This is a genomic window from Affinirhizobium straminoryzae (assembly GCF_007004135.1).
GTDB lineage: Bacteria > Pseudomonadota > Alphaproteobacteria > Rhizobiales > Rhizobiaceae > Neorhizobium > Neorhizobium straminoryzae.
On the sequence record NZ_VJMG01000004.1, the window covers coordinates 128,199 to 148,311 of the forward strand.

Genomic DNA, 20,113 nt, shown 5'->3' on the forward strand with positions numbered 1-20,113 from the left:
GCGGACGGTCTAGCCGCCCCCGGCGCGCCTCCATGCGGCCGGTATAGAACTGTCGACGGTTTCCTCCTCGAAACTCTTCGACAGACGGATCTGTGATTGGTCGAGATGCGCGCGCATCGCGGCACGCGCGGCGGCCGGATCATGTGCGGCAATCGCATCGCGGATCGCCCGGTGCTCTTCCATCGCGGCGCGCCAGGTGTCGCCGTTCTCGAAATAGCTGGCCAGCTTTTCGAAATAGGGGGTCATGCGCATGTCGTGGATGTCGCCGATGAAACGGTTCAGCGTGGCGTTGGCGATGATGCTCGACACGATCACATGGAAGCCCCGGTCGAGCGCAAGGGCCTCGCGACGATCCTCCAGCGCCGCCGCCATCGCGGCCAGATTGGCATCGAGCGCCGCCACGTGGTCCGGCTGGGCAAGCCGTGCGGCCTCTTCCGCCACGGCGCATTCCACCACGGCACGGGCGCGCAGCAGTTCGAAGGGGCCTTCGAAATCATCCGGCGGCACGTCGAGACCGATCCGCTTGCGCGGATTGACATAGATGCCCGACCCCATGCGGATATCGATGAAGCCTTCCACCTCGAGAACGATCAGCGCCTCACGCACCGTCGGCCGCGATACGCCCAGCATTTGCGCAAGCTCCCGTTCGGCCGGCAGGCGCGAGCCTTCGGCAAGCTCGCCGCTCTCGATCAGGCTTCGCATCTGGTCCGCCACCTGCCGATACAGGCGGCGCGACTCCACGGCAGAGAAGATCATGGTCCCTTTGATCCCGCACGCAATCGACCGGCCAAGACATCAGGTGGCCAAGTGGTCATACCAATATACGTGTTGTAGGCCAGCCGGTGGTTTTCTGTCAAGCGATCATGAAACTTGAAATGGCGCGTCAGCCACGGCGCTCATGAAAGAGCCTATCACCCACGGCAAGTCGCAGGCGTCATGAAGGTGGGCGCGGCAGCATCCGGACACCCGCCACAGTCGTCAGGCGCGTGAGGAGACGCGCCACCTCGCGTTCACCGAGGCGTTCGGATCCGACCTTACGGCCCTCGCCGGTGACGCGACGAAACAGCGGACCCCGCGCAATGCGGGCAAAAGACAGCCAGCTTTCAACCGCATGAACGGGGCAGCTGGCATCAGATGCCGTGCGGGCGATCTCCACGCGGCGCAGGCCTCGTCTGTCCAGAAGCGTGACTTGCAACCCGCGGTCACGCGCCTCGATCCAGCCCCGGCCGTCACGCGTCTGGTCCCGTCCCGCATCAAGTCCCACCACCTCGCCACCCGTGAAGCCGCCAGCAAAGACCAGCGATAGCATGGCGCGATCACGCAGACCGCGCAGCGTGCCGCGGTCCAGCGCCTCCAGCATCGCCAGGAAATCATCGGGGTGCATGACCGCCATTCCGCTCCCCCCTGATCGTGCCGCAGCACCGCGCTCGCCGCTTCAGCCGTCTTCCGTCCGCTCGTCTGCCCAGACCAGCGCCAGCAGGCGGCGCAGTTCCGCCCGCTCGCCGGCCGACAGGCGTGCGAGAATACGATCCTCATGCGCCTGCACCAGGCTCAGCCAGTGCCGCGCAGCCTCGATGCCCTCCGGCGTCGGATAGAGGCGCTGGAGGCGCTGATCCGCCGGGTCGTCGCGACGGGTAAACAGGCCGCGCGATTCGAGCGCCTGCAGGAGACCGACAATGTTGGCGCGCTTGATCGCCAGGATACGGCAGATGTCGGCCGATGTCCGGCCCGGCTGCTCGACGATCGAGACCAGAACGCTCATGGTGATCGGACGCGCATCCACGGCTTCCAGCGCCGCCACTGCGCCATTCATGTCATAGACGGAGGCACGGCGCAGGTGATAGCCGACCAGCTGGCTCAGCGTCTGGCGGATATCCTCCAGAGCGGCCTTCGTATCCGGCACCAGCGCGCGCTTCGGCCGCGAAGTTGTCTCGTCCATCGTTTCTCCTCTTGACGCCGCTTCCCTACTCGACAATATTGTTATGCAACATAGCAGTCAATCGACGCGGCGACCGATATGGCAGCTGCGTCGGGCGACCCGAGCCTGGGGAGGAGCGGCACGCATAGCGAGACCTATGTCTCACGGGATGGAATGGATTTTCAAGGATCGCCGGCGGATCGATCGCAGCTTTTGCGTGCCACATCGTTACCGCCCTTCGGTCCGTCTTAAACAGGGCCGCGCTTCTTTGCCGGCGGCCCGGGCATCCGCTGCAAGAAAAGCGATGCCTTGCAACCGAACAGATGACCAAGGAACACGACAATGGCCAATGACGTCGATACCGTAGCCTACGAAGTGCGCGATAACATCGCCTGGGTACGCTTCAACCGTCCGGACAAGCGCAATGCGATGAGCCCGACGCTGAACCGCACCATGATGCAGGTGCTGGACGAACTGGAATTCCGCGAGGATGTGGGCGTACTGGTGCTGACGGGCGAGGGCAGCGCCTGGACCGCCGGAATGGACCTCAAGGAATATTTTCGCGAAAGCGAAGGCGAGGGTCTGAAGGGCGTCCGCCGCTCGCAGCGGGAAAGCTATGGCTGGTGGCGCCGCCTGCGCTGGTACCAGAAGCCGACGATCGCCATGGTCAATGGCTGGTGCTTCGGTGGCGGCTATGGCCCGCTGTTTGCCTGCGACCTCGCCTTTGCCGCCAATGAATCCAAGTTCGGCCTCTCCGAAATCAACTGGGGCATCCTGCCGGGCGGTGGTGCCACCAAGGTGGCTGTCGAACTCCTTCCCTTCCGCAAGGCCATGTATCACGCCATGCTCGGCGAGCCGATCGACGGCAAGACAGCCGCCGACTGGGGGCTCGTGAACGAAAGCCTGCCACTGGCGGACCTCGAGGCAAGGGTGACGGAGGTCGCCAAAAAGCTTCTTGAGAAAAACCCGGTCGCCCTCAAGGCCACCAAGGATGCCGTGCGCCGCGTCGGCGTCATGACCTATGACGATGCCGAGGATTATCTCGTGCGGGCGCAGGAAGCCGCCAATTCCTACGACCCGGAGGGCCGCAAGGAAGGTATCCGCCAGTTCATCGATGAGAAGAGCTACAAGCCGGGCCTCGGCGCCTACGACAAGTCGCGCAACTGACACGCAGCCACGGCCGCCATGGCGGCCAGCCTGACGAAGCCCATCAGAATGGATCGCCGCCGGTTCTCATGCCGGCGGCGATCTTCGTTTCAGGGCCACCGACCGCTCGACGCCGCCTGGACCGCGCCGAGTCTCGAACCATGCCACTGCCCATTTTATCCAAAAAAGTTATACTGGCTGTGAAACCTTCGGCGGCCTTGCGCGTTTGGGGCCTTCGGAAGCCGGCATGGCTGCCGCCTCTTGTCGCATCAAAGGGACCAGCAGCGGTTGAGACCTGTTGATAGTTACCATTATTCGTTTTTAATATCAGTCGTTTATCTTAATAAGCATGTCTGGAAGCAGCATGAAGTTCGGGGGAATTCGCGTGCACGAGCCCGAAATGGGACGGCCCGCCGGTTACGGCAGCAGAGTGATGTCCCGCATCAGCATGTCGGATGCATTGCGGATGGTCGGCATCAGCAAGCTTGTACTTCATGCATGGGAGCGGCGCTATGAACGCCAGCTCGCCGAACGCACCGATACCGGACGCCGCTACTTTACCCCGAGGCAGGTCGAACATCTGAAGCTCCTGAAGCAGTGCACGGATGCCGGGCACCGGATCGGTTCGATCATTGATCTTCCGCCGGCGGAACTGGCGGCGCTGGTGCGCGCCCATGAAAAGCGCGCCTCACTTGCTCCGCTGATGGACGCCATCCTGCAGATGGACGCCGCCGGCATGAAGGCGCAGCTTGCCGCGCATCTGGCGGCGGAAGGCCCCGCCCAGTTTGCCAAGGAGACAATCGCGCCCCTGATGCGGGAAGTCGGTCGCCAGTGGAGCGACGGCTCGCTGTCGATTGCCTCCGAACACATGGTCTCCGCCGAGGTTCGCACCATGCTGGCCGCCTGCCTCGACGCGTTGCCGCCGGACCAGATGCCGGTGCGGGCCGTGGTTTCCACCATGGAGGGAGAGCAGCATGAGATCGGCTCCATGCTCATCACCCTGCTCGCCCGGCAGGCCGGCATTGGCGCGCTCTACCTTGGTCCGGACCTGCCGGTCGAAGAAATCATTCGCGCCGCCTGCGCCTCGAAGGCCGGCATCATCTGCCTGAGCAGCCTTTACGGTCGGCTAAGGGTGCTGGAACCCAAGCTTGTGGCGCTGCGCAGCAAGCTGGACGACACGGTGGAACTCTGGATCGGCGGCCCGGGCTTTACCGACATTCGCCAAATGGACGGCGTTCGCCATTTCACCGATGTGGCAAGCTTCGAAGACGCAGCGCGCGCCGCAGCGCAACGCGCACAGCTGACGGACTGAAATCCAGTTCAAGGCATACAGCGCGTTACCCCCAGGGCACAGCGCCATTCCTTCGGGGAGGACGCGACGCCTGCTGGATGTTCCATTGGAAAGAGCCATGCAGGCCGAGCACCGCGTCCTTCTGTGCCAGCGCGATCTCATCCTTGCAGGATCGAAACGCAGCTACGGGGCATCTCCACCGGCGCAGGCGTAAAACCGCCGGATAAATATACAAGATACACCTAAATTAGGGACTTGTTTTCATTTTGTCTATATTTCTGGCTGCGACGGGCGAGGTGTGCCCGTGCGCGTCAGGTCGGCCGGAGGTAGGGCATGGGTTTGGAATCGATCATCGGAAGCAGGAATACGGCAAAGCTCTCGGCGCTTGATGCGTTGAAGGCCAATGTGATGGTGGCCGATGCCCAGCTCAACATCATCTACATGAACCCTGCCGTGGTCGATCTCCTTCAGGAGGCGGAGAATGATCTCAAGAAAGATCTGCCCCGCTTTTCCGTTGCCACCCTGATCGGCAGCAATATCGACGTCTTCCATAAGAACCCCTCGCACCAGCGCTCCATGCTGGCGAGCCTGCGGGAGCGTCACGCCGCCACGATCCGTATCGCCAACCGCATGTTTGACCTGCTCGTCACCCCCCTGAAGAAGGGTGGCAAGACCATCGGTTTCGTCGTGGAATGGGCCGATGCGAAGGAGCGCCTGCTGAACCTCGATTACGCCGCGCAGATTGCCGCAATCAGCCGCTCGCAGGCGATCATCGAATTTACCGTCGACGGTCAGATCATCGGTGCCAACCGCAACTTCCTGGACACCATGGGGTACGGCTCGGTGGACGAAATCCGCGGCAAGCATCACAGCATGTTCGTGACCCGGGAATTCGCCGCCAGCGCCGAATACGCCGCGTTCTGGAAGGAACTCGTGGAAGGGCGCTACCAGGCCGCCGAGTTCAAGCGCGTGACGCGCGACGGGCGCGAGATCATCATCGCCGCCTCCTATAACCCGATCCTCGATCTTGAGGGCAAGGTGGTGAAGATTGTGAAATTCGCCACCGACGTGACCAAGCGCGTCAACACCGTGTCTGCCCTTGGGGAAAGCCTGAAGCGTCTCTGCTCCGGCGATTTCGGCTTCCAGCTGAACGAGCCCTTTGCGCCGGAGTTCGAGTTTCTCCGGCATGACCTCAACCGGTCGGTGCGGCAATTGTGCGAAACCTTCCAGCGCATCTCCGAAAGCGTCATGCTGATCGGCAATGGCACGCGGGAGATCAGCCAGGGCGTTGCGGACCTCTCCAAGCGGACGGAATCCCAGGCTGCCAATCTGGAAGAAACGGCGGCGGCGCTGGAAGAAATCACCCAGAATGTATCTTCCTCCGCCCAGCGCGCACAGGACGCCAGGGACGTGGCCTCCAAGGCGAAGATCAGTGCCGAGCAATCCGGCGCCGTGGTGTCGCGAGCCGTCGATGCGATGAGCCGCATTGAGGATTCCTCCGGAAAGATCTCCTCAATCATCGGCGTCATCGATGAAATCGCCTTCCAGACCAACCTTCTGGCGCTGAATGCAGGGGTGGAAGCCGCGCGTGCCGGCGAGGCGGGCCGCGGCTTCGCTGTTGTCGCGCAGGAAGTCCGCGAACTTGCACAGCGCTCTGCCAAGGCGGCGCGGGAAATCAAGGACCTCATCCAGAACTCCACGACGGAGGTGGCGAGCGGCGTGAAACTGGTGAGCGATACCGGTGGGGCCCTCAAGGCGATCAGCCAGCTGATCGTCGAGATCAACGATCATGTGGAGGCCATTTCTACCGCCGCGCGTGAACAGTCGACAGGACTCACCGAAGTCAATGGCGCGGTCAACAGCATGGACCAGTCCACGCAGCAAAATGCGGCCATGGTCGAACAGAGCAGCGCCTCCGCCTCGACCCTGACCTCGGAAACCCATAAGCTCAGCCAGATGATTGGCCAGTTTCGCCTGACGCAGGACGGCGCCTCCAGCCTTTCACGCTCGTCCGGCCCCTATTCCAGCCGGGCTGCATAATACCCACCCATCGTCACCATGTAAGGCGTCAACAGCACCCGGCGGCGGGGCAGAAGGACGGAGATGCAGAACGACATCGAAATGCGCCTTGAGATCGCCAGCGAGATCATGGAGCGGCTGGTCAACCAGAACCTGTTGCTCGTCGGACGGATCATGGCACTGGAAAACATCGCTGCCTATGCAGTTGCGCAGCAGTTTTCCGGAGAACGCATCGATCGCGATGGATTATCCCGCTTCGTGGCCGAAGTCAGCGGCACGGCGGTGCGCATCTCGGATGCCATGCATGGCGCCTTCACCGACGACACGCGTCCGCTCGAACTGCCGAAGACCATGGAACGAGTGCTCTCGATGGCGGAGGCAATCTGCGACGCCCGAAGCGGGCAGGGCCTGCCATCGCCTGTGCAGCTCCAGCGTCTCAGCTGATCAGCCAGACGCAACCAGGCGCGACCGGGCAACAGACAGCACATGCCGTGTCAGCGCCTCCAGCGGCGCGGCCGCCAGCCGGCTCACCTGCCAGAACAACGGCACATCCACGGGCGTGCCGGCGACAAGCTCCACCAGACGGCCCGAGGCAAGGTGGCCGGCGGTCAGCAGATCCGGATTCATGCCCCACCCCATGCCACTCAGGCACGCCTCGACAAATCCTTGCGTCGACGGCAGCCAGTGCGTGGGTGGGGAGGTGTCTATGTCCATTGTTTCGGCGAGCCAGCGGAGCTGCAGCCCGTCCTTGCGATTGAAGGTCAGAAGCGGAGCACGCGCGAGACGCTCCCGCGTCACCCCATCTGCAAAGTGGCGGCTGATAAAGGTGGGAGAGGCCGTCGCCCGGTAGCGCAGGATGCCGAGCGGGCTCTGCCGGCACCCCTGCACCGGCCGGCTCATCCCCGTCACGGCCGCCAGCACCTCGCCGCGCTCCAGCCAGGCGGCCGTATGGTCCTGATCATCGACAGCGATATCCACGAGATAACCCGTCTCGCGGCTGAAGTTCGCGACCGCCTCCAGAAACCACGTGCCGAGGCTGTCGGCATTGGTGGCGATCCGCACCGTCACCGGTCGGGTGTCGACGCTGCCACCATCCAGAGCAGGCAGCTTCTCGAGAAGATCCGTTTCCAGCATCGCCACCTGATCCATGTGCCGACAGAGCCAGGCCCCCTTCTCCGTCGCGGTGCAGGGCGTACCCCGCACCACCAGCACGGTCCCCAGCCGATCCTCCAACTGCCTGACGCGCTGGGAAACGGCCGAGGGCGTGACATGTAGCTGCCGTGCGGCACGCTCGAAACTGCCGGTGCGGATCACTGCGGCGACGGCGCGCAGCGAGAGATAGTCGAGCATGATGTCATTAGCTCCGCTTCATCTGGATTAGGAGGATTAAGTAGCGCGAAAGCCGTGCGCACGCTATGGCGGCATCACCACGGAGACACTGCCTCATGATATCTGCCGCCGTTACCGGCTTCAGCACTGGCCTCAGCCTGATCCTCGCCATCGGCGCCCAGAATGCATTTGTCCTGCGTCAGGGCCTGATGCGGCAGCACGTGCTTGCAGTCTGCCTCACCTGCGCGCTCTCCGATGCGCTGTTGATCGCGATCGGCGTGACGGGCTTCCGGCAGATCGCCGCCCTGCTGCCCTGGCTCGATCCGGCCATGCGGCTGGGGGGCGCAGCCTTTCTGCTGGCCTATGGCGCCCGCAGCCTGTGGTCGGCCTGGCACTCCACCTCGGTTCTCCGCCCGGAGGGAGCAGCAAAGACCGCCTTCGGCCCGACGGTTGCCACCTGTCTGGCGCTGACCTGGCTCAATCCGCATGTCTATCTCGACACCGTGGTGCTGCTTGGCACGGTCTCGACACGCTTTGCCGGCGCAGAAGCCGCTTTCGCTGCGGGCGCAACGGCGGCCTCCTTCACCTTCTTCTTCTCGCTCGGCTTCGGCGCCGGCTGGCTGCGCCCCGTGTTCCAGAGACCGGCAAGCTGGCGGGTGCTGGAAGCCGGCATCGGGCTGGTCATGTGGCTGATCGCGCTGAAGCTTGTCATGGGGTCGTGAGACCGGGGCACCGGCGGCATGACGCCGTTGATGGCGTTGCTAACGGATGCCGCCCAGCACACGGGCCAGCCAGCGCGACAGCAAGCCCCAGGGCGGCCCAAGCCGTTCGAACATATTGACCGGACCGATCGTCATCACCGCGCGCGCATGGCTGAAGCGCCGAAAGCCGGCCTCCCCGTGATAGGCCCCCATGCCGCTTGGACCGATGCCGCCGAAAGGCAGATTGTCCTGCGCGACATGCAGCAGCGTGCCGTTGACAGTCACGCCGCCGGAAATCGCCGAAGACAGGACCGTCTCCTGCACCTGCCGGTCATGGGTGAAGAGATAGAGGGCCAGCGGACGTGGATGGGCGCGGATATGGTGGAGAGCCTCGTCCAGATCCGCATAACCGATGACAGGCAGAACGGGACCGAAGATTTCCTCGCGCATCAGCAGGCTCCCGGCGGGTGGTTCGATCACCACCGAGGGCGCCATCTTTGCCGAAGCCGCGTCGACCGTTTCTCCATGCGTCAGGATCGTGCAGCCGGCGTTCAGCGCCTCCTCCAGCGCCGCTGCCAGCCTTTGCCGCTGCCGGGCGGAAAGAAGTGCAGAGTAGTCCGGATTGTCGGCGAGCGTCGGATACCGGCGGCGCATGGCTTGGATCATCGCCTCGGCAAAGGCCTGCACCTGATGCTTCGGCACCAGCGCATAATCGGGAGCGATGCAGGTCTGGCCGGCATTCAGCATTTTCCCAAGAGCAATCGAGCCTGCGGCCTTGTCCAGCGGATAATCCGGCGCCACGAGCGCGGGCGACTTGCCGCCAAGCTCAAGGGTGACCGGCGTCAGGTTCTCGGCGGCGGCCCGCATCACGGCACGCCCGACACCCGTCGACCCCGTGAAGAGCAGGTGATCGAAGGGAAGCGCCGAAAAGGCTTCGGCAACCTCCACACCGCCGGTCATGACGGCGACCTCGTCCGGTGAAAAGGTTTCGTCGATCAGCCGGAACAGCAGCGCCGAGAAGGCTGGCGTCAGTTCCGACGGCTTCAGCATGACGCGATTACCTGCCGCCAGCGCATCCGTGAGCGGTGCGACGGATAACAGCAGCGGGTAATTCCAAGGCGAAATGATGCCAACCACGCCGAGCGGCTGATGGCGCACCTCCGCGCGGGCCGGCTGAAACACGATATCGACGGCGCGCCGCCTCGGCCGCATCCAGCCCGCCACATGGCGCCGGGCGTGGCGCAGGGCCCGAATGGCCGGGAGCAGTTCCAGCAGCCGCGTCTCGTCATGGGAGCGGTGCCCGAAATCCTGCGCGATGGCCCCGGCAATGGCATCGGCATTGGCGACCAGGCGCTTTTCCAGGCGCCGCAACGCGGCACGGCGCGCGGCAAGATCCGGCGCGGGCTCTCGCCGGGAGGCCGCATGCTGCCTGTCGAAGATTGCGCGCATTGTCGTCTGCCCGTTCATGGCTGTCCTTCCAGAATGAGATCGGCCGCCTTCTCGCCAATCATCGCGGTGGGTGCCTGCGTGTTGCCGCTGATCAGTGTCGGCATGATCGAGGCATCGGCCACCCGCAGCCCGGCGATGCCCCTGACCCTCAGGCTGGGATCGACGACGGAGGCGGGGTCGGCGCCCATCCTGCAGGTGCCGACGGGATGATAGATGGTATCGGCCCGCGCCCGGATCATCGCCCTCAGCGCCGCCTCGTCGTGCACATCCACCGGATAGAGCACGCGGCCACGATGGCGGGCCAGCGGCTCGGCGGCAAAGATGCGGTGGACGATGCGGGCGCCTGCCGCCAGAAGATCGAGATCGGCAGGTTCCGACAGGAAGCGTGGATCGATCTCGGGGGCGCGGTGCGGATCGGCGGAGGCAAGCCGTACCGTGCCCCGGCTCTGCGGCCTCAGCACGCAGACATGCAGCGCCGCACCGGTTGCGGCATGGAAGCGGCGGCCGTGATCATCCACCAGTCCCGTGCAGAAATGCAGCTGCAGATCGGGGCGGTTTATGTCCGGGCGACTGCGGATGAAACCGCCCGCCTCGGCAACATTGCTGGACAGGATGCCGGTGCCCCGCCGCAGGTAGGGAAGGGCGCCGGAAAGAATTTCGCCGAGCACTGTCGGTGTGTAGCCCAGCAGGCCTCGGCCGCGCAGCGCCACATTCAGCGTATAATCCAGATGATCCTGCAGGTTTTCGCCGACAGTCGGGACATCGCGGATCACCGGAATGCCATGGCGGACGAGATGCGCCGCCGGGCCGATGCCGGACAGCATCAGCAGTTGCGGAGAAGCAATCGCACCGCCGCAGAGGATCACCTCCCGCCGGGCCTCAAGCCGGCGCTCACCGCCCGGCCCATGCACCACGACACCGGTGGCGCGTCCCTCGGTGATTACGATGCGCAGCGCCCGTGTCTTCGTCAGCACCTCCAGATGTGCGGGATAGGGTGGATTGCCCAGATAGGCACGAGCGGCATTCAGCCTCCGGCCCTTCTTCTGGAACACCTGATAGAGACCGATGCCCTCCTGCTGCGGACCGTTGAAATCAGGATTTTCGTCAAGGCCGCAGGCAAGGGCGGCCTGGATAAAGTCCTGCGAGACCGGACTTGGCGAGGCAAGATCGGAGACGACAAGCGGGCCCTCCGCCCCATGCCAGGCGTCTGCACCGCGCAGATTGGCCTCTGCCCGCTTGAACAGCGGCAAGACATCCGCAAAGCACCATCCGGCACAACCGAGACTAGCCCAGTGGTCGTAATCCTCCGGCTGACCGCGCACGTAGATCATCGCATTGATCAGGCTCGATCCGCCCAGGCCGCGGCCGCGCGGCACATACCCGCGCCGCCCCTGCAGCCCCGGTTGCGGAACTGTCTGCAGCGCATAATTCTCGCCGTTGCGGAAGGGAACCCTGAGCGCGATGCCGGCCGGCACCTGCGACAGCAGTGACGGGCGTCCACCGCCCGCCTCCACGAGGATGATCCTTGGAGACAATGGGGATGCCGCAAGCCGGGCAGCCAGCGCTGCCCCGGCGGGTCCGGCGCCGATGATGATGTAATCTGCCTCGTTCATGATCCCTGCGTCCTCCCACGCACAGGCAAGGCTAACAAAAATGACGGATGCGTCAATTTTAATCTTGGCGGTCCCAGCTGCCGATGCCACGCACGATCAGCCGGGTGATGAAGCGGCTGGTGTCATCGATATCCAGCGGCTGGCCATTGCGGGACTGCAGCAGCACTTCCAGCGCATTCGCCACGATGAGACAGGCGGCTTGCGTGCGTTCACTGGCCGAGAGCGTCGCTGCGGGCATGACCCGGACCATATCTCTTTCAATATCACTTAACAGGCCACCGGTGCTCGTGAGCGTGAACAGGCGAGACCGGATATGGTGCTGGTTGAGGGCGCAGAAATCGAGCGCGCCATCCAGCCCGAGGATGAATTCGAGAAAGCCGCGATAGCTCTGGGCCAGCATCGGCTCGATCTCGCTTTCGTGGGCACGGGCTTCACCGCTCAGGCTGCGGATCTGGTCGGCGAGATCATCGAGGATTTCGTGGAAGACCGCCTCGCGGGTCCCATAGTAGTTATAGAAGGTTCCGATGGAAACGCCGCTGGCCGCAACGATGTCGCGCACGGTGGAGGCGTCGAGACCCTTTGTGGCAAACACGGTCCAGGCCGCCGCCTTGATGGCCTCCCTGTTGCGCTGTCGGTTCTCCTCGCGCTTGCTGCCGGACCTGCGCTCCATCTCCATGCCGACCTCATTCCTTGCCGGATTGCGCCTCTCCCGCGCGCTCCCATCCATTATAAGGAACAGCAATATTTGGCAAAGGGGATCCTGTCACAGTCTCGCGCGCGTGCTGCGGGGCGTCGCCAGAAGCAGGTTGGTTTCGCTTGCCGTGATGCCGGGCACCAGACGGATACGCCGCAGCACCGCATCAAGTTCCGCAAGGCTTGCGGCCCCCAGTTCCGCAATGAGGTCCCAGCGGCCATTGGTGGTGTGAATCTCGGACACTTCCGGAAATCCGCCGAGCGCATTGATGACCCGATCCGTCACACGCCCCTCGATCTCGATCATCATGATGCCACGCACCGGCAGATCCACCGCATCAGCCCGCAGGATGACGGTATAGCCAAGAATGCGGCCGCTCGCCTCCAACCGCTCCATCCGCGCCCGCACGGTGGCGCGCGAAACGCCGAGCGCAATCGCGAGATCCGACACGCTGCGCCGCGCATCATGGCGGAGCAAGGTGATCAGTCGTGTGTCCAGATCGTCCAACCCGTTCCCCATTCTGGCAGAAATAACTGCCACATTGATAAGCTATACTGCTGAAATTGACAATTCACAGACTTCGAATTGCCACCCCACCATGGTTTCCTGTTCAGGAAGGAGATTGCCCATGCATTGCAAACTGATCGGCGTTCCGTTGCAGGACGGCGCTTCGCAGCTCGGCTGCGAGATGGGACCGAGCGCGCTGCGCACCGCCGGCATCGTCACCGCGTTGAGCGAGCTCGGCCACACGGTGTCGGACCTCGGCAATCTCGCGCCCCTCAGCGTCGATCCGCCGGCCCACCCGAACGCCACCGTGCGCAACCTGCCCCTCATCCGCGGCTGGATCGAAGCCATTGCCGAGGCCGCCTATCGCGAGAGCGTCGATGGCATGCCGATCTTCCTCGGCGGCGACCATGCGCTTTCGGCGGGCTCCGTCAGCGGTATTGCCCGGCGGGCTACCGAGGAGGGACGGCCTCTCTTCGTGCTCTGGCTCGATGCGCATACGGATTTCCATACACTGGACAGCACGCGAAGCGGCAATCTGCATGGCGTGCCGGTTGCCTATTTCACCGGGCAACCCGGCTTCTCACCCTATTTGCCGGATCTTGCCGCCACCGTACCCGCCACCCATGTCTGCATGATCGGCATCCGCAGCGTTGATCCCGCCGAACGGGCAGCCCTTGCCCGCACGGAGGTGACCGTCCACGACATGCGCGCCATCGATGAGCATGGGGTGGCCGCCCTGCTGCGCGGCTTCCTGGCCGAGGTCAGCGCCGCCAACGGCCTGCTGCATGTGAGCCTCGACGTGGATTTCCTCGATCCCGCGGTCGGACCTGCGGTCGGAACCACCGTGCCGGGCGGCGCAACCTTCCGCGAAGCGCATCTCGTGATGGAAATGCTGCATGACAGCGGCCTCGTGACCAGCCTCGACCTGGTGGAACTCAACCCCTTCCTCGATGAGCGCGGCCGCACCGCCATCCTGCTGGTGGATCTCACCGCAAGCCTGATGGGCCGCAAGGTCATGGATCGCCCCACCCGAAGTTACTGAAACCCGAAGCCCCTGGGAGACATCATGCCTGAGAACCTGAACCTCGTTCCCTTCGTCAGCGTCGAAGCCATGATGGACCTTGTGCTGTCGATCGGCACGGAACGGTTCCTGCGGGAACTCGCTGGTTACATCGAGGCGGATTTTCACCGTTGGGAAAGTTTCGACAAGACGCCGCGCGTCGCCTCCCATTCCCGCGACGGTGTGATCGAACTGATGCCGACCAGCGATGGCCGGCTCTACGGCTTCAAATATGTCAACGGCCATCCGAAGAACACCAAAAGCGGCCGCCAGACGGTGACCGCCTTCGGCGTTCTCTCAGACGTCGACAGCGGCTATCCGGTGCTTCTCTCGGAAATGACCATCCTGACGGCGCTGCGCACAGCGGCCACCTCGGCGGTGGCGGCACGCCATCTTGCCCGCAGCAATGCCCGCTGCATGGCGCTGATCGGAAACGGGGCGCAGAGCGAATTCCAGGCGCTCGCCTTCAAGGCGCTGCTCGGTGTCGACCGGCTGCGTCTCCATGACATCGACCCGGCGGCCAGCCGACGCTGCCGCGACAACCTCTCCGCGCTCGGCTTCTCGATCGAGATCTGCGGCTCGGCGGAACAGGCCGTGGAAGGTGCCGACATCGTGACCACCGTCACCGCCGACAAGCAGAACGCGACCATTCTGACCGACAACATGATCGGCGCCGGCATGCACATCAACGCGGTCGGTGGCGATTGCCCCGGGAAGACGGAACTGCACCGGGACATTCTGCTGCGCTCGGACATTTTTGTCGAGTTTCCCCCGCAGACCCGGATCGAGGGCGAAATCCAGCAGCTCGACAAGGATCACCCCGTGACCGAACTCTGGCGGGTCATTGCAGGCAGCGCGCCGGGCCGCACGCGGGCAGACCAGATCACGCTGTTCGACAGCGTCGGCTTCGCAACGGAGGATTTTTCAGCGCTGCGCTATGTGCGCGACAAGCTCAGCGAAACCGGGCGCTTCGACACGCTCGACCTGCTCGCCGATCCCGACGAGCCGCGCGATCTGTTCGGCATGCTGCTCAGACGACAGGCGCTGACGCAGCAGGCTGCGGCGCCTCAATAGGAACTGGCATTCACCACGGGCGGTGCCTCGCCGCGGGCGCGGGCCTCCTGGATGGTGCGGTATTCCGCCATGGCCGCAAATCCGGCGTCTCTGAGCAGCGCCACGTCATAGGGGCCGGGAATGAATCGGTAGCCGCGCTCCAGCAGTTCATGCACGTTGGCCCCGGCATTCGGTACCGTACCCATAACCTTGCCGGCGGCGAGAATCTCGCGTTCGGCGCGACGCGCCAGCGCCTGCACTTCCGGATGACCGGTCTGGCCCAGCCGACCGATAGAGCCGGCCAGATCGTTGATGCCGATGAAGATCACGTCGGCGCCCTCGATGGCGGCAATCTCGGCAGCATGTTCCACCGCCGTGTAGGATTCGAGCTGCAGGATGACCAGCATGTTGGCATTGGCCTTTTCCACATAGCCCGGCTCGGTGCCATAGCTGGAGGCGCGGACCACGCTTGCCGCATAGCCGCGAATGCCCTGCGGCGGGTAAAGGCAGGCCTTCACCGCATCGCGTCCGGCCTCCGGCGTATCGACGGAGGGGATCATCACCGATTGCGCACCCGCATCGATGACGCGCTTCAGGAAGACATGATCGTTCCAAGGCACGCGCACCACAGCCGGCGTCGGGGTGGTCTCGATGGCTCTCAGCGCCTCGGTGATTTCCCGGGTTTCGCCCGCCCCGTGCTCGTGATCGGAAAGCAGGAAGTCGAAGCCGAGATGGCCGAGGATCTCGGCATTGGTCGGCGTGCCGCCGCCAACCCAGCAGCCAAAGGCGGTTTCGCCAGCGAGCAGCCGGGCTTTCAGGTGATTGGGCTTGAACATCGAACACTCCTGCAGACAAACGGGCCCGGCCAGACGACCGGGCAACGGACCGGCGAACCATAGCCCCGCGAACGGCGCTCGCCTATCCCCCGTTTACTTGCCGAAGCCGAGTGTCGCGCGCACGGCGGAATCCCAGCCGGTCAGCAGGTCCGCGCGCTCGCTCGACGCCATGGAGGGCACGAACTGCCGTTCCAGATGCCATTCGGCGGCAAAACCGTCGCGATCCGGCCAGATGCCGGCGCCGTGGCCGGCAAGCCAGGCAGCCCCGAGCGCGGTGACTTCCGTCGAGGCGGAGCGATCGACGGCAACGCCCAGAATGTCGGCCAGCCGCTGCATCGTCCAGTCATTGGCCGACATGCCGCCATCGACACGCAGCAGCATATCGGCATTGCCCGGCCAGTCCTTGCGCATCGCGCCGAGCAGATCGCGGGTCTGGAAGCAGACCGATTCGAGCGCCGCGCGGGCAAATTCCGCAGGGCCGGTGTTGCGCGTCATGCCGAACATCGCGCCACGTGCCTCCGCATCCCACCAGGGCGCGCCGAGGCCGGTGAAGGCGGGCACCAGATAAACGCGCTGGCCGGGATCGGCCTTGGCGGCAAGCTCGGCGGTCTCGGAGGCCTTGCCGATCATCTTCAGCCCGTCGCGCAGCCATTGGACAGCCGCGCCTGCGATGAAGATCGATCCTTCCAGCGCATAATGGATCTCGCCGTTCAGGCGATAGGCGATGGTGGTGAGCAGGCGGTTCTTCGAGGCCACACGGTCGGCGCCGGTGTTCAGCAGGGCAAAGCAGCCGGTGCCATAGGTGGATTTCATCATGCCCGGCGTGAAGCAGGCCTGGCCGATCACTGCCGCCTGCTGGTCGCCAGCAACGCCGCGGATGGCGATCGCACCGCCGAAGATCTCCGGATCCGTCTCGCCGAAACCGTCGATATTGCTCAGGATTTCCGGCAGCATGCTGCGCGGAATGTTGAACAGTTTCAGCAGGTCCTCGTCCCAGTCGGCGGTGCCGATATTGCACAGCATGGTGCGCGACGCGTTGGTGACGTCGATCACATGCCGCCGCCCGCCGGTCAGCTTGTAGATCAGCCAACTGTCAACCGTGCCGAAAGCGAGATGCCCCTGTTCGGCGGCTACGCGCGCGCCGGGAACGTTGTCCAGCAGCCAGGCCACCTTGGTGGCGGAGAAATAGGGATCGATCAGCAGGCCGGTACGTTCCGCAACCAGATCGGAATGGCCGGCCGCGCGCAGCTCCGCACACCGTTCGGAGGTGCGACGATCCTGCCAGACGATCGCCCTGTGGATCGCCTTGCCGGTGCGGCGGTCCCAGACGAGCGCCGTTTCGCGCTGGTTGGTGATGCCGATCGCCGCGATCTGCGCTGCGGTCACACCGGCGGCTGCCATCGCCTTGCGGGCCGTTTCCACCGTCGTCGTCCACAGGTCTTCGGCCTCATGTTCCACCCAGCCCGATTGCGGAAAATGCTGGGGGAATTCCTGCTGGCCAGCGCCGCGGCTCTTGTAGGTGCGGTCGAAGATGATCGAGCGGGTAGAGGTGGTCCCCTGGTCGATCGAGAGAATGAAGTCCTTCATGCGGCAGATCCCGTTTCCGTCATGGCATTCAGATCATGGGCGCCGGCCATCGATGCGGCCGGCATGTCAAGGCCGGGAAGAGGCGATCAAGCCGGACGATCCGCGCAAGGCGGCCTCACCGCCCCCGTGGTCACACCGGTCCTTTCTCGCAGTCTCCTCCCGATATCCGGCCTCTTGGTATCACAGTTGGCGCCCGTTCGAAGCCCCTTTTGCAGACGTCCAAACGCTGCTCACCCGTGCCCGGCCGCGAGCTTCAGAATGGCGGGTACCGCCAGCGAAAGACCGGAGAGAAACAGCAGAAGAAAGGCAAGGCGACGCATGGCCAGTGGCGAAAGCGGCGGCGGATAGCGCCTGGCCGCCCAGGTGGCCAGCATCACGACCGGAATCGCCAGCAGGCCCCACCAGAAACCGGAGGTGGGCCATTGCCCCGCACCGGCCACCATCACAAGCCGGATCGCCGCATTGATGGCAAAGATCGCCACCAGCGTCTCACGCACCGAGGCGGGCCTCAGCGGCTGGCGATAGAAGTGATAGATCAGCGGCGGCCCGGCCGTGGAAAACAACCCGCCCATCACGCCCGCCACCGCACCGAACCCGGCAAAGGAAAGCGGTCCGGACATTGTCTCGAGCGGCGCCGGCTTCAGGGACAGCTGGATGCTGGAGAGCACGATTACCACGCCCAGCACCACCTTCAGCCAATCGAGCGAGGCAGACGCCATCAGGTTCAGCACGACATAGCCCAGGCCGAGAAACAGCAGGCTGGCGGCAAGCGCCGGCGCGAACTGGCGAAAGGCGATGTCCCGCCAGCCCTTGGCCAGCACCTGCGCCGCATTGACGATGACCAGAATGCTGACCAGCACCGCCGCATCGGGAAGCGCAATGACGCCGCTCAAGCCTACACCACCCATCATGATGAGACCGAGGGCAAATCCCGTCAGCGTCTGGGTATAGGCGGCAAAACCGGCGATCGTGAGCAGGATGGCGAGACTGCCAGGCGCCATGGTCAGAGCGTCCGCAAGGCGTCGAACAAGGTCGCCTGCTCTGCACCCTTGCGGGCGAAGACCGGCGGCTCTCCGAGCGGCGCAGCAACCGTGACCGTCTGGCCGCCGTCAAACGCCGCGCCGGACCAGACATGCACCCAGGTCTCGCCCTTCGGCAGATAGACTGTCCGTTCGCTCTCGCCCGCCTGCCACACCGGCGCGACGAGAAGGTCGCGGCCATAGAGATAGGCATCCTGGATCGCATAGGTGTCGCGGTCCTCCTCGTGATGGAGGAAGAGCGGGCGCTGAACGGGAAGGCCGGTTCTGGCCGCTTCCGCAGAGAGCGTCTTGAGATAGGGCGCCAGATGCACATAGATCGTCGTCATCCGGGCAAAATGGGCCAGAACCGTCTCGTCCTGATCGATCTGGAGATTGTCGCGCGGACGGTTGCCCTCATGGCTGCGCATGACGGCGGTGAAGGCCGCCATTTCCGCCCAGCGCATGATGAGTTCGCCGGTGCGCACATTGCCGAACAGGCTGGTGTAACCGCCGATATCCGAATGGTGATAGGCATTGCCGAGAAGGCCGGAGGACAGCGCACCGCAAATGACGGTGACGAGACCATCGTGACGCGAAAAATCGACGGACTGGTCGCCGCCCCACAGAAGCGGGCAATGGGCCTGCACACCGGTGAAGCCGGCGCGCATGAAGAACAGCGCGTCGCCCGTCTGGCCGCGGCTTGCCACCGCCCTCGCATTCACTTCGGCCCACAGCGTCGGCCAGGCATTATGCATCAGCTTGGCATCGATGCCATTGGCGAGCTTGACGTCGATCGGCAGATATTCGCCGAAATCGGCCATCCAGCCGGACAGGCCGTAATCCAGCATGTTCTTGCCGATGACCTCTTCTGCAAACCAGTCGGCGGCCTGCGGATTGGTGAAATCCACCACGCCGCAGTCGAACTCGCCGAAGTCGACGAGCGCCGTCTTTCCATGCTCATCCTTGGCGAAATAGCCCTTGGCATCGGCAATCGGATAGAGCGGACCGTCGACGCAGAGATAGGGATTGACGTAGCCGAGGAAGCGCACGCCCTCGGCCTTCAGCTCCGATATCTTCTGGCGCAGATTGGGGTAGCGGGTCTCGTTGGCCTGCCAGTCCCAGAACAGGCGCGCGCCGAAGGAGGTGTGGCGAAGTCCCACCCAGTCCTCGCACCAGAGGCCGGACACCTTGACGCCGGCTGCCCGCATCTTTTCCATGCGGACAAGCGAGTTCTCGCCGTCCTTAAGACCGAGAATTGCGCCGCCATAGACCCATTCCGGCAGTTGCGGCTGACGGCCGAAGCGCTCGGACAGCTGGCCGACGAGATCCACGAAGGTCGGAGCGGCGAAGACTTCCATCCGCTGCGGTACGGCCCAGACTTCGATCTCGTGAAAACCATCGCGGCGGAAATCGAAGACGGAGTAAGCCGTGGTTTCCACATGCAGCGCATATCTGCGCGACGAAATATAGGTCGGCTGCGGGTAATTGGTGTTGTAATAGTCGCCGCCGGCCTTGCCCGTCACGTCGGACTTGAAGGTGATCTCCGTCGATTTGTCACGACCGACGCCGGGTTCCGAGGTCCAGAGCGGAAACCTCCGGCCGCGCATGTCGAAATAGGACATCTGCTCGCCGCCACCCCAGACATGCTCGTCGCTTTCGGCGACGATGCGGATCCACAGGCGATTGATCGAGGCATCAAGCGCCTGCGTCAGCATGTGATGACCGTCCACCGTCAGCGCGAAGCGGGGCGCAAGCCCGCGCGCCACGGAAAACTCGACGCGATTGCCCTCAATCTCAACATGGGGGAGGGCCGTGCGCTCCACCACGTAATCCTCGATCTCGAAGTTGCCGCGATACATGTCCATCCGCTCTTCGCCGTGACCGACGAACA

The 20,113-nt window shown here is 64.2% G+C and carries 19 protein-coding genes; 7 read left to right on the top strand and 12 right to left on the bottom strand.

The window, feature by feature from the left end:
* Positions 1-9: 9 nt before the first annotated feature.
* The 3 genes from FNA46_RS01710 to FNA46_RS01720 all read right to left on the bottom strand — a co-directional run bounded on the left by FNA46_RS01710 (position 10) and on the right by FNA46_RS01720 (position 1,939).
* Entirely contained in the window at positions 10-756 is a 747-nt protein-coding gene (locus tag FNA46_RS01710; protein WP_142880610.1) for a FadR/GntR family transcriptional regulator, read from the bottom strand.
* A gap of 178 nt (positions 757-934) precedes the next feature.
* Entirely contained in the window at positions 935-1,393 is a 459-nt protein-coding gene (locus FNA46_RS01715; RefSeq protein WP_142880611.1) for a site-specific integrase, read from the bottom strand.
* A 42-nt stretch (positions 1,394-1,435) separates the two neighbouring features.
* Positions 1,436-1,939 (bottom strand): MarR family winged helix-turn-helix transcriptional regulator, encoded by a 504-nt coding sequence (locus tag FNA46_RS01720; protein ID WP_142880612.1) that lies wholly within the window; start codon positions 1,937-1,939, stop codon positions 1,436-1,438.
* Between the two features lie 321 nt (positions 1,940-2,260).
* Between FNA46_RS01720 and FNA46_RS01725 the strand changes: the two genes are divergently transcribed.
* The 4 genes from FNA46_RS01725 (at position 2,261) to FNA46_RS01740 (ending at position 6,818) form a co-directional block, all read left to right on the top strand.
* Positions 2,261-3,085 (top strand): p-hydroxycinnamoyl CoA hydratase/lyase, encoded by an 825-nt coding sequence (locus FNA46_RS01725; protein ID WP_142880613.1) that lies wholly within the window; start codon positions 2,261-2,263, stop codon positions 3,083-3,085.
* 343 nt (positions 3,086-3,428) lie between these two features.
* Positions 3,429-4,376, top strand: a complete 948-nt coding sequence (locus tag FNA46_RS01730; RefSeq protein WP_185969684.1) for a MerR family transcriptional regulator — start codon at positions 3,429-3,431, stop codon at positions 4,374-4,376.
* A gap of 312 nt (positions 4,377-4,688) precedes the next feature.
* Positions 4,689-6,395, top strand: a complete 1,707-nt coding sequence (locus FNA46_RS01735) for a methyl-accepting chemotaxis protein (protein ID WP_142880615.1) — start codon at positions 4,689-4,691, stop codon at positions 6,393-6,395.
* Positions 6,396-6,458: 63 nt separating this feature from the next.
* Positions 6,459-6,818 carry a hypothetical protein gene (locus FNA46_RS01740; protein ID WP_142880616.1) on the top strand — a complete coding sequence of 120 codons (360 nt, stop codon included), beginning with the start codon at positions 6,459-6,461 and terminating at the stop codon, positions 6,816-6,818.
* On the opposite strand, the gene FNA46_RS01745 is transcribed toward FNA46_RS01740, so the two are convergent.
* Positions 6,819-7,724 carry a LysR family transcriptional regulator ArgP gene (locus FNA46_RS01745; protein WP_142880617.1) on the bottom strand — a complete coding sequence of 302 codons (906 nt, stop codon included), beginning with the start codon at positions 7,722-7,724 and terminating at the stop codon, positions 6,819-6,821.
* Between the two features lie 95 nt (positions 7,725-7,819).
* Here FNA46_RS01745 and FNA46_RS01750 point away from each other — a divergent pair, with 95 nt between their 5' ends.
* On the top strand, positions 7,820-8,425 hold the full coding sequence (locus tag FNA46_RS01750; protein ID WP_142880618.1) for a LysE/ArgO family amino acid transporter: 606 nt from the start codon (positions 7,820-7,822) through the stop codon (positions 8,423-8,425).
* 39 nt (positions 8,426-8,464) lie between these two features.
* On the opposite strand, the gene FNA46_RS01755 is transcribed toward FNA46_RS01750, so the two are convergent.
* From FNA46_RS01755 to FNA46_RS01770, 4 genes are all read right to left on the bottom strand, one after another.
* A complete protein-coding gene (locus FNA46_RS01755) occupies positions 8,465-9,871 on the bottom strand; it encodes a coniferyl aldehyde dehydrogenase (protein WP_142880619.1) in 1,407 nt (468 codons plus the stop codon).
* Positions 9,868-11,466, bottom strand: a complete 1,599-nt coding sequence (locus tag FNA46_RS01760) for a GMC family oxidoreductase (protein WP_142880620.1) — start codon at positions 11,464-11,466, stop codon at positions 9,868-9,870. The genes FNA46_RS01755 and FNA46_RS01760 overlap by 4 nt, the downstream gene beginning before the upstream one ends.
* Before the next feature lie 58 nt (positions 11,467-11,524).
* Positions 11,525-12,142 carry a TetR/AcrR family transcriptional regulator gene (locus FNA46_RS01765; protein WP_185969685.1) on the bottom strand — a complete coding sequence of 206 codons (618 nt, stop codon included), beginning with the start codon at positions 12,140-12,142 and terminating at the stop codon, positions 11,525-11,527.
* 87 nt (positions 12,143-12,229) lie between these two features.
* On the bottom strand, positions 12,230-12,667 hold the full coding sequence (locus tag FNA46_RS01770; protein WP_142880622.1) for an Lrp/AsnC family transcriptional regulator: 438 nt from the start codon (positions 12,665-12,667) through the stop codon (positions 12,230-12,232).
* Between the two features lie 121 nt (positions 12,668-12,788).
* On the opposite strand from FNA46_RS01770, the gene rocF reads away from it, so the two are divergent.
* Both rocF and FNA46_RS01780 read left to right on the top strand, forming a co-directional pair.
* On the top strand, positions 12,789-13,709 hold the full coding sequence (gene rocF, locus FNA46_RS01775; RefSeq protein WP_142880623.1) for an arginase: 921 nt from the start codon (positions 12,789-12,791) through the stop codon (positions 13,707-13,709).
* A 21-nt stretch (positions 13,710-13,730) separates the two neighbouring features.
* Positions 13,731-14,801: an ornithine cyclodeaminase gene (locus FNA46_RS01780; RefSeq protein ID WP_210245842.1), complete on the top strand. Its 1,071-nt coding sequence runs from the start codon at positions 13,731-13,733 to the stop codon at positions 14,799-14,801.
* Here the strand turns inward: FNA46_RS01780 and FNA46_RS01785 are convergent.
* The 4 genes from FNA46_RS01785 to FNA46_RS01800 all read right to left on the bottom strand — a co-directional run.
* Positions 14,795-15,616, bottom strand: a complete 822-nt coding sequence (locus FNA46_RS01785) for an HpcH/HpaI aldolase family protein (RefSeq protein ID WP_142880625.1) — start codon at positions 15,614-15,616, stop codon at positions 14,795-14,797. The two genes, FNA46_RS01780 and FNA46_RS01785, sit on opposite strands and share 7 nt — an antisense overlap.
* Before the next feature lie 93 nt (positions 15,617-15,709).
* Positions 15,710-17,203 (bottom strand): glycerol kinase GlpK, encoded by a 1,494-nt coding sequence (gene glpK, locus FNA46_RS01790; RefSeq protein WP_142880626.1) that lies wholly within the window; start codon positions 17,201-17,203, stop codon positions 15,710-15,712.
* A 230-nt stretch (positions 17,204-17,433) separates the two neighbouring features.
* A complete protein-coding gene (locus FNA46_RS01795) occupies positions 17,434-18,204 on the bottom strand; it encodes a TSUP family transporter (protein WP_142880627.1) in 771 nt (256 codons plus the stop codon).
* 2 nt (positions 18,205-18,206) lie between these two features.
* Positions 18,207-20,113, bottom strand: a 1,907-nt coding sequence (locus tag FNA46_RS01800) for an alpha-glucosidase (RefSeq protein ID WP_142880628.1), incomplete at its 5' end; no start/stop codon positions are given.

Excerpts from the sequence above, each read along its gene's own strand:
- FNA46_RS01765 (WP_185969685.1), bottom strand. The coding sequence starts at position 12,142 with ATGGAGATGGAGCGCAGGTCCGGCAGCAAGCGCGAGGAGAACCGACAG.
- FNA46_RS01755 (WP_142880619.1), bottom strand. The coding sequence starts at position 9,871 with ATGAACGGGCAGACGACAATGCGCGCAATCTTCGACAGGCAGCATGCG.
- FNA46_RS01785 (WP_142880625.1), bottom strand. The coding sequence starts at position 15,616 with ATGTTCAAGCCCAATCACCTGAAAGCCCGGCTGCTCGCTGGCGAAACC.
- FNA46_RS01720 (WP_142880612.1), bottom strand. The coding sequence starts at position 1,939 with ATGGACGAGACAACTTCGCGGCCGAAGCGCGCGCTGGTGCCGGATACG.
- FNA46_RS01795 (WP_142880627.1), bottom strand. The coding sequence starts at position 18,204 with ATGGCGCCTGGCAGTCTCGCCATCCTGCTCACGATCGCCGGTTTTGCC.
- FNA46_RS01760 (WP_142880620.1), bottom strand. The coding sequence starts at position 11,466 with ATGAACGAGGCAGATTACATCATCATCGGCGCCGGACCCGCCGGGGCA.
- FNA46_RS01750 (WP_142880618.1), top strand. The coding sequence starts at position 7,820 with ATGATATCTGCCGCCGTTACCGGCTTCAGCACTGGCCTCAGCCTGATC.
- FNA46_RS01725 (WP_142880613.1), top strand. The coding sequence starts at position 2,261 with ATGGCCAATGACGTCGATACCGTAGCCTACGAAGTGCGCGATAACATC.
- FNA46_RS01710 (WP_142880610.1), bottom strand. The coding sequence starts at position 756 with ATGATCTTCTCTGCCGTGGAGTCGCGCCGCCTGTATCGGCAGGTGGCG.
- FNA46_RS01735 (WP_142880615.1), top strand. The coding sequence starts at position 4,689 with ATGGGTTTGGAATCGATCATCGGAAGCAGGAATACGGCAAAGCTCTCG.
- FNA46_RS01730 (WP_185969684.1), top strand. The coding sequence starts at position 3,429 with ATGAAGTTCGGGGGAATTCGCGTGCACGAGCCCGAAATGGGACGGCCC.
- rocF (WP_142880623.1), top strand. The coding sequence starts at position 12,789 with ATGCATTGCAAACTGATCGGCGTTCCGTTGCAGGACGGCGCTTCGCAG.
- FNA46_RS01715 (WP_142880611.1), bottom strand. The coding sequence starts at position 1,393 with ATGGCGGTCATGCACCCCGATGATTTCCTGGCGATGCTGGAGGCGCTG.
- FNA46_RS01745 (WP_142880617.1), bottom strand. The coding sequence starts at position 7,724 with ATGCTCGACTATCTCTCGCTGCGCGCCGTCGCCGCAGTGATCCGCACC.
- FNA46_RS01740 (WP_142880616.1), top strand. The coding sequence starts at position 6,459 with ATGCAGAACGACATCGAAATGCGCCTTGAGATCGCCAGCGAGATCATG.
- glpK (WP_142880626.1), bottom strand. The coding sequence starts at position 17,203 with ATGAAGGACTTCATTCTCTCGATCGACCAGGGGACCACCTCTACCCGC.